This is a genomic window from uncultured Blautia sp. (genome assembly GCF_902497045.1).
In the GTDB taxonomy this organism is placed as follows: Bacteria; Bacillota; Clostridia; order Lachnospirales; family Lachnospiraceae; genus Blautia_A.
On record NZ_CABVDF010000107.1, the window covers coordinates 1 to 9,180 of the forward strand.

Annotated in this window: 9 protein-coding genes and 1 riboswitch; of the genes, 8 read left to right on the forward strand and 1 reads right to left on the reverse strand. The window is 44.8% G+C overall.

Going from position 1 to position 9,180, the window contains the following annotated elements; translation table 11 throughout:
• Positions 1 to 61: 61 nt before the first annotated feature.
• Positions 62 to 352, forward strand: coding sequence for a cysteine-rich small domain-containing protein (locus RDS42_RS08975; RefSeq protein WP_308783360.1), 291 nt, complete (start codon positions 62 to 64; stop codon positions 350 to 352).
• Between the two features lie 15 nt (positions 353 to 367).
• Here RDS42_RS08975 and RDS42_RS08980 read toward each other — a convergent pair whose 3' ends face one another.
• The gene (locus tag RDS42_RS08980; RefSeq protein ID WP_308783361.1) at positions 368 to 1,084 is read right to left on the reverse strand and encodes a phosphatase; all 717 of its coding nucleotides are present in this window, start codon (positions 1,082 to 1,084) and stop codon (positions 368 to 370) included.
• 369 nt (positions 1,085 to 1,453) lie between these two features.
• On the opposite strand from RDS42_RS08980, the gene RDS42_RS08985 reads away from it, so the two are divergent.
• The 7 genes from RDS42_RS08985 to RDS42_RS09015 all read left to right on the forward strand — a co-directional run bounded on the left by RDS42_RS08985 (position 1,454) and on the right by RDS42_RS09015 (position 9,059).
• Entirely contained in the window at positions 1,454 to 1,708 is a 255-nt protein-coding gene (locus RDS42_RS08985; RefSeq protein WP_308783362.1) for a hypothetical protein, read from the forward strand.
• Positions 1,709 to 1,828: 120 nt separating this feature from the next.
• Positions 1,829 to 2,011: riboswitch (Lysine riboswitch) on the forward strand.
• A 105-nt stretch (positions 2,012 to 2,116) separates the two neighbouring features.
• Positions 2,117 to 3,760 (forward strand): Na+/H+ antiporter NhaC family protein, encoded by a 1,644-nt coding sequence (locus tag RDS42_RS08990; RefSeq protein WP_308783363.1) that lies wholly within the window; start codon positions 2,117 to 2,119, stop codon positions 3,758 to 3,760.
• 107 nt (positions 3,761 to 3,867) lie between these two features.
• Positions 3,868 to 4,467: a class I SAM-dependent methyltransferase gene (locus RDS42_RS08995; protein WP_308783364.1), complete on the forward strand. Its 600-nt coding sequence runs from the start codon at positions 3,868 to 3,870 to the stop codon at positions 4,465 to 4,467.
• Positions 4,468 to 4,612: 145 nt separating this feature from the next.
• Positions 4,613 to 4,903: a DUF2325 domain-containing protein gene (locus RDS42_RS09000; RefSeq protein ID WP_308783365.1), complete on the forward strand. Its 291-nt coding sequence runs from the start codon at positions 4,613 to 4,615 to the stop codon at positions 4,901 to 4,903.
• Complete coding sequence (locus RDS42_RS09005) at positions 4,896 to 5,453, forward strand: DUF3793 family protein (RefSeq protein ID WP_308783366.1); 558 nt, start codon at positions 4,896 to 4,898, stop codon at positions 5,451 to 5,453. Before RDS42_RS09000 ends, RDS42_RS09005 begins: the two co-directional genes overlap by 8 nt.
• A gap of 256 nt (positions 5,454 to 5,709) precedes the next feature.
• Positions 5,710 to 8,229 (forward strand): glycyl radical protein, encoded by a 2,520-nt coding sequence (locus RDS42_RS09010; protein WP_308783367.1) that lies wholly within the window; start codon positions 5,710 to 5,712, stop codon positions 8,227 to 8,229.
• Between the two features lie 38 nt (positions 8,230 to 8,267).
• On the forward strand, positions 8,268 to 9,059 hold the full coding sequence (locus RDS42_RS09015) for a glycyl-radical enzyme activating protein (protein ID WP_308783368.1): 792 nt from the start codon (positions 8,268 to 8,270) through the stop codon (positions 9,057 to 9,059).
• Positions 9,060 to 9,180: the final 121 nt, after the last annotated feature.

Sequence of the window (9,180 nt, forward strand, 5' to 3'; positions counted from 1 at the left end):
CATTACTAAAAGAAAGGAAAAGGTGATGTTTTAGCTTCTATAAACATCATACAAGAAGGATATGGGCAAAGAATATTGGGAAGACAAGCACTATTCGTTTTTCAGCAACAGAGAATGCGAATATTTTCCATGCCATAAAGGGGCAGATCCGGAAAATTTTAACTGTTTGTTCTGTTACTGTCCGCTGTATGCTCTTGGAGATAAGTGCGGAGGAAACTTCCGCTATACGGAGAATGGAATAAAGGACTGCACCAACTGCCAGCTGCCTCATAAAAGAAAAAATTATGGCTATGTTACGGGAAAGTATCAGGAGCTGGCGGAGATGATGAGAAAGATAAAGGATTCTGAGTAGCTCAGAATCCTTTTTTTAGCTGTGTGTCTGCAGAAAGACCTTCAGTTTCGGAAGCTGATTGTTCAGGATCAGGCTTTCCGGAAACATTTCTTTATGTACAAACTCAGAAGCACAGGTGAAATCTCCGATATGTTCTGCTCCATGGCTGTCGCTGGAAAGCAATACAGGAATCTGGTATTTTCGGCAGCAGCGGAGGATTTCCCGGTTGTTTGCACGAGTGTCTCCCCGGTAACCATAAGGAGCTAATGAGGCTTCGTTGATCTCAAATGCAGTCTGGTATTCTTTTGCCGCTTTTGCGATCTGGTCATAATCCACAGGAAACTGTGGATTGTCACAGTGACCAAGAACCTTTACATGTGGATTTTTCATGGCATTGATATATGCCTTTGTGTTCTCTTCTATAGTTCCGCTTTTATAATTCTGTGCGTGCATACTGGCAATGGCATAGTCCAGTCTGGAGAGAAGCTCTTCGTCCAGGTCGGTATGCCCTTCTTTATCCAGGATGTTCAGTTCGATTCCATATAATAATTCCAGACCAAAGCGTTTTTTTGGAGAAAAAGTCAGGCTTCGGAAATAGGAAGGTGTCCCTGCTGCCAGTGTGGCGGGACCATGATCCGTAATGCCCAGAAGTTTCAGGCCTTTTCTGGAGGCGCTTTTTGCCATATCAGAGATTGTGCAGTCGGTTCCGTGACCGCTTGCAATGGAATGGGTGTGAATATCAGAAAGATACATAAACTGCTCCTTTCCGCCCGGGATCTGCCGGGACAGATAAATTTCAGAAAATCTGGTTTCAGTATGGCAGGTATGGATGGAGATGTCAATGGGTGTTTTGTCGAATGAAAAAGATAGAAGTATAAGTAATGGCGTGATATAATAGCCATATAGGATTCCTATGTAAAACTGGAGGACGGAAGCTGTGCGATCTTTTTGAATACAAAGGGAAAGAATGATGCAGAGGTGCCGCCGTAACTGGTCAGGTTCTTAAAATTTGTAACAGCCGGTCTTGAGGAAAGCGAGAGGGATTTTCAGGACGAACTGGTAAGGAGATTTCAGAAAACCATCCGCGAGATCAAGACAGACCGGGAAATGGGAGAGCGCTATATGATCTTTGAAGAAATGCTGCGTGAGGAAAAACAGGAAGGCAGGCAGGAAGGACGTCTGGAGGCGACAAGGGAAAATATTTTGGAACTTCTGGAAGAGCTGGGGGAGATTCCGGAAGACCTGCAGACAAAGTTTGAGGATCTTGAAGATGTGACAAAGCTGAAAGTTTTGCACAAAATAGCGGCTAAGGCAGAGTCTCTGCGTGCATTTGAAGAAAAGGCAGAAATTTATTTTAATTCAAAAGATAAAAAGTAAGAAATCGGCGGTCTGTCTGTATCGCCGAAATATTATATAAAAATCCACAAATTGATAAAAACGGCTTGCTATTTCCGGAGAAAGCTGTTAAAGTAAAGTGAACAAAACAGATACAAAAGAGTACAGGATAGAGGTGCGGGTTTTATCAGTACCCGGAAACGGACGTAGTATGCGTCAGGCCATGGCAGGCTGTTTCCGGTGAAAGGAAAAACCGCCGAAGGGTTTTCACCGCCAGGAGGCGAGGCCCTGGGACGCAGGAGAATATTTTGCGTACTGTCACAGATGTGGAGCGCTATCAGGACTGACAGATCAGATACATAATTTATATCGTACAAAGATCAGATGCCATGGAGGGCTCCCGTGTGGGACGAATTCCATGGCTCTTTTTATATCAGAGGGAGGAAAGAAATGAGAAACAAAAAAAGAGTGTTCATGGCAATTCTGACCATGGCAGTTCTGGGAATCCTGGTAAATCCCCTGTGCGTGTTTGCAGCAGAGGAGGAAGCCGCACAGCCAGCTGTTTACGCAACTTTCTGGGCACTTGTACCGCCTGTAGTTGCTATTTGTCTGGCTCTTATTACAAAAGAGGTATACAGTTCACTGTTCCTGGGAATTCTTATGGGAGGGCTTTTGTATTCCGGTTTTGCTTTTGAGGGAACAGTCACCCATATTTTTCAGGATGGGATCATCAGCGTCCTTTCTGACAGCTACAATGTAGGAATTCTTATTTTCCTTGTGATTCTGGGTGCGATGGTCTGCATGATGAACAAGGCAGGCGGTTCCGCAGCATTCGGACGCTGGGCCAGCAAAAGGATAAAAACAAGGGTTGGTGCGGAGCTTGCTACGGTTGTTCTGGGCGTCCTGATCTTTATTGACGATTATTTTAACTGTCTGACAGTAGGAAGTGTTATGCGTCCGGTCACAGATAAGCACCATGTGTCAAGAGCAAAGCTTGCATATCTGATCGATTCTACCGCAGCTCCGGTATGTATTATTGCTCCGATTTCTTCCTGGGCTGCTGCAGTCAGTGGTTTTGTAGAGGGAGAGGATGGACTTTCTATTTTTGTCCGTGCCATTCCGTACAATTTTTATGCGCTGCTTACCATTGTTATGATGGTTGGCATGGTCCTGCTGAAAACCGAGTTTGGAAGCATGAGAACTCATGAAGTGAATGCGCTGAAGGGAGATCTTTATACAACGGCGGGAAGACCTTATGCAGATGCGGCAAAAGAAGATAAGGTGAATCCCAGAGGCCGTGTGATCGACCTGGTATTTCCGATCATCTGTCTTGTTATATTCTGTGTAATAGGAATGATCTATACAGGCGGATTTTTCGGCGGAACAGATTTTGTAACAGCTTTTTCACAGAGTGACGCTTCTGTAGGTCTGACTTTGGGAAGTTCCTTTGCTTTTGTGCTTACAGTTGCATTTTATATGTTCAGAAAAGTGCTCTCTTTCAGAGAATGTATGAACTCTCTTCCGGAAGGATTTAAGGCAATGGTTCCGGCTATCCTGATCCTTGTATTTGCATGGTCCTTAAAGGCTATGACAGACAGTCTTGGAGCTGCAGCGTTTGTAGAAAATGCGATGCGCTCTGCCGCGGGCGGCCTGATGAATATTCTTCCGGCTATTATATTCCTGGTTGGATGCGGACTTGCCTTTGCCACAGGAACCTCCTGGGGAACTTTTGGTATCCTGATCCCGATCGTTGTTGCAGTATTTGAAAATTCAGATCCTGAACTTATGATCATTTCCATTTCTGCATGTATGGCAGGAGCTGTGTGTGGAGATCACTGTTCTCCGATTTCAGATACCACGATCATGGCATCGGCAGGCGCTCAGTGTGACCATGTAAATCATGTGTCCACCCAGCTTCCTTATGCGATTCTGGCAGCGGCGGTTTCTTTTGTGACATATCTGGTTGCAGGATTTGTAAAAACGGCATGGATTGCTCTTCCGGTAGGGATTGTATTGATGCTTATTACGCTGTTTGTGGTTCGCCATCTGAATCCAACGCTTGAGGAGCATCTGGAAAATGAAAGGAATAAATAATTTGAATCTATATCTGTAAGAAATGAAAATGCAGGATCGGAAGATGATGAGCTGATTCTGCATTTTTCTTTGCTGAGAAAAGTAAGCTTTTGTACAAGGAGGCTGTTATGAAAGAAGATTCCTGGGACAGACTTTTGAGGATCCGTACGTCCGGCAGAGATGATACCGGCTCTGATCAGTATAAATATCCTTACGAGCCTACGCCGTATTCGGTTCTGGAACGTCTGGGAAACAGTGGAGAAATTAGAAAAAACAATACGGTGTTGGATTATGGCTGTGGAAAAGGCCGTGTGGATTTCTTTTTGTCCTATCAGACCGGATGCAGGTCGGTGGGAATAGAATACAATGAAAGAATTTATCATATTGCTCTTAAAAACAAGGAGAAAGCTTCTTCCGGACGGAAAACAACGTTTGAACTGGCAGATGCGGCAGTGTATCAGGTTCCGGCGGAAATCGACCGATGCTTTTTCTTTAATCCTTTCTGCATTGATATACTCAAAAAAACAATGGCACGGATCCTGGAATCCTATTATGAAAATCCACGGGAGATACGTTTGTATTTTTATTACCCTTCAGAAGAGTATATGCAGTATCTGACAGAGATGGATGTCCTTGATATAAGAGGGTGTATCAACTGCCGGGATCTGTTTCCGGGAGAAAATAACAGAGAAAAAATACTGATTTTTTCCATTGGACAAAGTAAGTGAAAAAGTATTGACAATTTAGGAAATATCAGGTACAATATAATTGTTAGCAACAACTAACAAATGAAGCGGATATATAAAGCGCCTGTCTGGCGCTTTCTTTTCACAAAAGAAGTTAGTTAAAACTAATTTGAAAGGAGCGGTATTTATGAGTGTAGTGATCATTGGAGGAAATGAATGTATGGTGAGGCGTTATAAGGATCTGTGCCGGGAGTATCGATGCAGTGCAAAAGTGTTTCCAAAGCAGAACAGCAGTCTTAAGGGGATTGGCAGTCCAGATCTGATGGTGCTTTTTACGGGAACAGTATCCCATAAAATGGTGCGTAATGCCTTAAATGAAACAAAAGGGCAAAAGGTACGGGTGGTCCGTTCAAATACCAGTTCCATGTGTGCGCTGAAAAATATTCTGGAAGAAAATGTGGAGGCTGCTTATGTCTGATGAAATGGTGATTCGACACGGTTCTCCCACACTTGCAGGTTTGAAAACAGGAAATCTTTTCAGCTGTACATATACAGGAAAAACACAGCTGCAAAAAGCTTTGCGGTCGCTCAACCGCAGGCTGTCTTCCAAAGGAGTTCGTATCGTTCCTTTGCGTGTGACGGAAAAAACAGCCCTTCTTTATTTATACAGACCAGGAAAACTGAAGGAGGATTTTGCTGTCAGAGAGGCGGCGGAGATACTGGAAGAGTATGGATATGCTGCCGATGCCCCGGATAAGTGCATTGTTCGTCTGAGCCGGCGTTTAAAAGGTTCGGATAGGTTTCCTCATGAAATAGGATTGTTTTTGGGGTATCCTCCGGAGGATGTAAAAGGATTTATTGAAAACAGAGCGGAAGGATATAAATGCAGCGGGTGCTGGAAGGTTTACGGAAATGAACAGGAAGCAAAATGCCGATTTGAAAGATTCCGGAGGTGCACCAGTATTTACTGCAGTCAGTGGAGCAGAGGAAAAAGCATTGAATGTCTTACAGTAGCAGCTGGAAGCTGATATACTTTGCAAAGCATATGAACAAGATATCAGAAAGACCATCAGGTAAAGTACTGAATGGTCTTTTTTATGGAAAGGTGTTTCTATAAAAGTACAATAAATAAAAAACAACAAAAAACACAACGAAAGTAAAGGGAAAACCTCATCTATATATGTTAGATTCTGTTGATTTCGTTGACACATATCTGTAAATAAGATATAATATTGCTCATAACCATGGCATCTGAAGATGCCGGGAGAAAGGAGAAGCGTGGAGATGTTTAATACCACAGATATTCCAAAGTCATCCAGAATCACACGACTGGTTGACCATCTGTATGAGAAAATGCCGGTGATCGAATCTGCCAGAGCAAAGCTGCTTACAGAGTCCTATAAAGAAACGGAAGGACAGCCGATGATCACCAGGCGTGCGGAGGCATTTGCTCATATCCTGCGGCATATTCCTATCATTATCCGTGATGAGGAACTGATCGTGGGAAGCAGTACCATAGCGCCCAGAGGGTGCCAGACCTATCCGGAGTTTTCTTATCAGTGGCTGGAGGACGAACTGGATACGGTTGAAACGAGGAGCGCGGACCCGTTTTATATCGCCGAAGAGACAAAGCAGGAGCTGAGAGAGGTGCATAAGTACTGGAAGGGAAAAACAACCAGTGAACTTGCGACTTCCTACATGGCGCCGGAGGCTGTTCGGGCGATCGAACATAATATTTTTACACCGGGAAACTATTTTTATAATGGTGTAGGACACGTAACGGTAAAATACGAAGAGATTCTTGCAATCGGTTATGAGGGAATTATGGCAAAGGCCCAGGCGGAGCTGGACAAATGTCAGGTAGGCGATGAAGATTATGCAAGACGCTCTCATTTTTTAAATGCAGTGATCTTAAGCTGTCAGGCAGTGATCGAGTATGCACAGCGTTATGCGGCGCTGGCTGAGAAGATGGCGGCAGAATGTGACGATCCGGTCAGAAAAGAAGAACTGCACATCATAGCAATGAACTGCAGCAGAGTTCCGGCGAAAGGGGCAAATGGATTTTATGAGGCGTGCCAGTCCTTCTGGTTTGTTCAGCAGCTGATTCAGCTGGAGTCCAGCGGCCATTCTATTTCACCGGGACGTTTTGACCAGTATATGTATCCATATTATAAAAAAGACCTGGATAATGGGAATATTACCAGAGAATTTGCACAGGAACTGATGGACTGCATCTGGGTGAAGCTCAACGATCTGAATAAATGCCGTGATGCTGCTTCCGCTGAAGGCTTTGCGGGATACAGCCTGTTTCAGAATCTGATTGCAGGAGGACAGAACAAGGATGGGGAAGATGTGACAAATGATCTTTCTGTCATGTCCATTCAGGCATCCATGCATGTGCACCTGCCTCAGCCCTCTCTTTCCGTAAGAGTCTGGAACGGTTCTCCCCATGAGTTTTTGATCAAAGCGGCAGAGCTTACCAGAACGGGAATCGGTCTTCCGGCTTATTATAATGACGAGGTGATCATTCCGTCTCTGCAGAACCGCGGACTTTCTCTGGAAGATGCCAGAGAATATAATATCATCGGCTGTGTGGAACCTCAGAAGGCAGGAAAAACAGACGGATGGCATGACGCGGCGTTCTTTAATATGTGCAGGCCTCTGGAACTTGTATTTTCCAATGGCATGGACAAAGGGGAACTGGTAGGAATCCAGACAGGTGATGTTGCCGGTATGACTACCTTTGAAGAGTTTTATGACGCTTATAAAAAACAGATGGAATACTGTATTTCTCTTCTTGTAAATGCAGACAATGCCATTGATGTAGCTCATGCAGAAAGATGTCCGCTGCCGTTCCTGTCCTGTATGGTGGATGACTGTATGAAGAGAGGAATGTCTGTACAGGAGGGCGGAGCAGTATACAACTTTACCGGACCGCAGGGATTCGGTATCGCTAATATGGCAGATTCTCTTTATGCGGTGCGTCAGCTGGTGTATAGAGACAAAAAGATATCCATGGAGGAACTAAAGGAAGCTCTTGCATGGAATTATGGAAAAGGAATGGATGCCCAGACTGCAGCAGACATGACGGCATCTGTCCTGAAAGAAATGGAACGTCGGGGACAGGTCATCGATGAAAAAACGGCGGCATCTGTTCTTCAGACGATCCTGAATATGAAACCTACAGAGCAGCAGAAGGCAAGGTATGAGGAAATCCATCATCTGATCGACCAGGTTCCAAAGTTCGGAAATGATATTCCGGAGGTGGACTATTTTGCCAGAGATGTGGCTTATACATATACCAGACCTCTTCAGAACTACAGAAATCCGCGAGGCGGCCAGTACCAGGCCGGGCTTTATCCTGTTTCCGCCAATGTTCCGCTGGGAGGCCAGACGGGAGCAACACCGGACGGACGTTATGCCCATACACCTGTGGCAGACGGTGTGTCACCATCGGCAGGCAAGGATGTAAATGGCCCGACTGCTGCGGCAACTTCAGTTTCCAGACTGGATCATTTTATTGTGTCAAACGGAACACTGTTTAATCAGAAATTTCATCCTTCCGCGCTTGCCGGAAGAGAGGGGCTGGAAAAATTTGTAGCGCTGATCCGTTCCTATTTTGATCAGAAAGGAATGCATGTACAGTTTAATGTAGTTGACAGAGATACGCTTCTGGATGCGCAGAAGAATCCGGAGAAGTATAAACATCTGGTTGTCCGTGTGGCCGGTTACAGCGCTTTGTTTACTACTCTTTCCAGATCCCTTCAGGATGATATCATCAGAAGAACAGAGCAGGGCTTCTGACAGAAAAAGACCGGATATTGATACAGGAAAGGCATAATATGGATTATTTAAATACCAAGGGGAGGATTTTTGACATCCAGAGATATTCCGTTCATGACGGACCGGGAATCCGTACCATTGTTTTTTTGAAAGGGTGTGTACTGCGGTGCCGCTGGTGCTGTAATCCGGAATCCCAGGAATACCGTATTCAGACGATGAAGGTTATGGGCGAGGAGAAAGTGATCGGAAGAGATACCACAGTGGCAGAGATGATCGCTGAGGTGGAAAAGGACAGACCTTATTACTACCGTTCGGGAGGAGGAATGACTCTTTCCGGAGGAGAATGTCTCTGCCAGCCGGAATTTTCGCGGGATCTTCTCCGTGCGGCAAAGGAGAGAGGAATCAATACTGCCATAGAAAGTATGGCCTGTGCGGATTTTGAAAAAATCCGCCGGCTGCTTCCCTATCTGGATCTTTATCTGATGGATATCAAACATACCAATCCGGAGAAACATAAAGAATTTACCGGACGATCCAATGAACTGATGATGGAAAATGCCCGCAAGGTTGCTTTGTCAGGTCAGACCAGACTGATTATTCGCGTACCGGTGATCCCGTCCTTTAATGATACTGTGGAGGAAATCCGGGGTATTGCAGAGTTTGCGGATACGCTTCCGGGGGTGGAGGAACTCCATCTTCTTCCATATCACAGACTGGGGCAGGACAAATACGAAGGGCTGGGAAGAGAATATCTTATGGATGGAATACTTCCTCCGGAGCCGGAAAAGATGAAAACTCTGAAAATGGCAGCGGAGAGTGTTTCTTCGCTCCGGGTACAGATTGGCGGATGAAATATTTTTACAATAGAAATGTGGTTTTTGAAAAAAATAGAAAACAGAGAAAAAACTGTAATTATAAAGGGCACTGAAAAACTTCCATTTCTTCTTAAGTGGAAGTTTTTCTTTTATATTA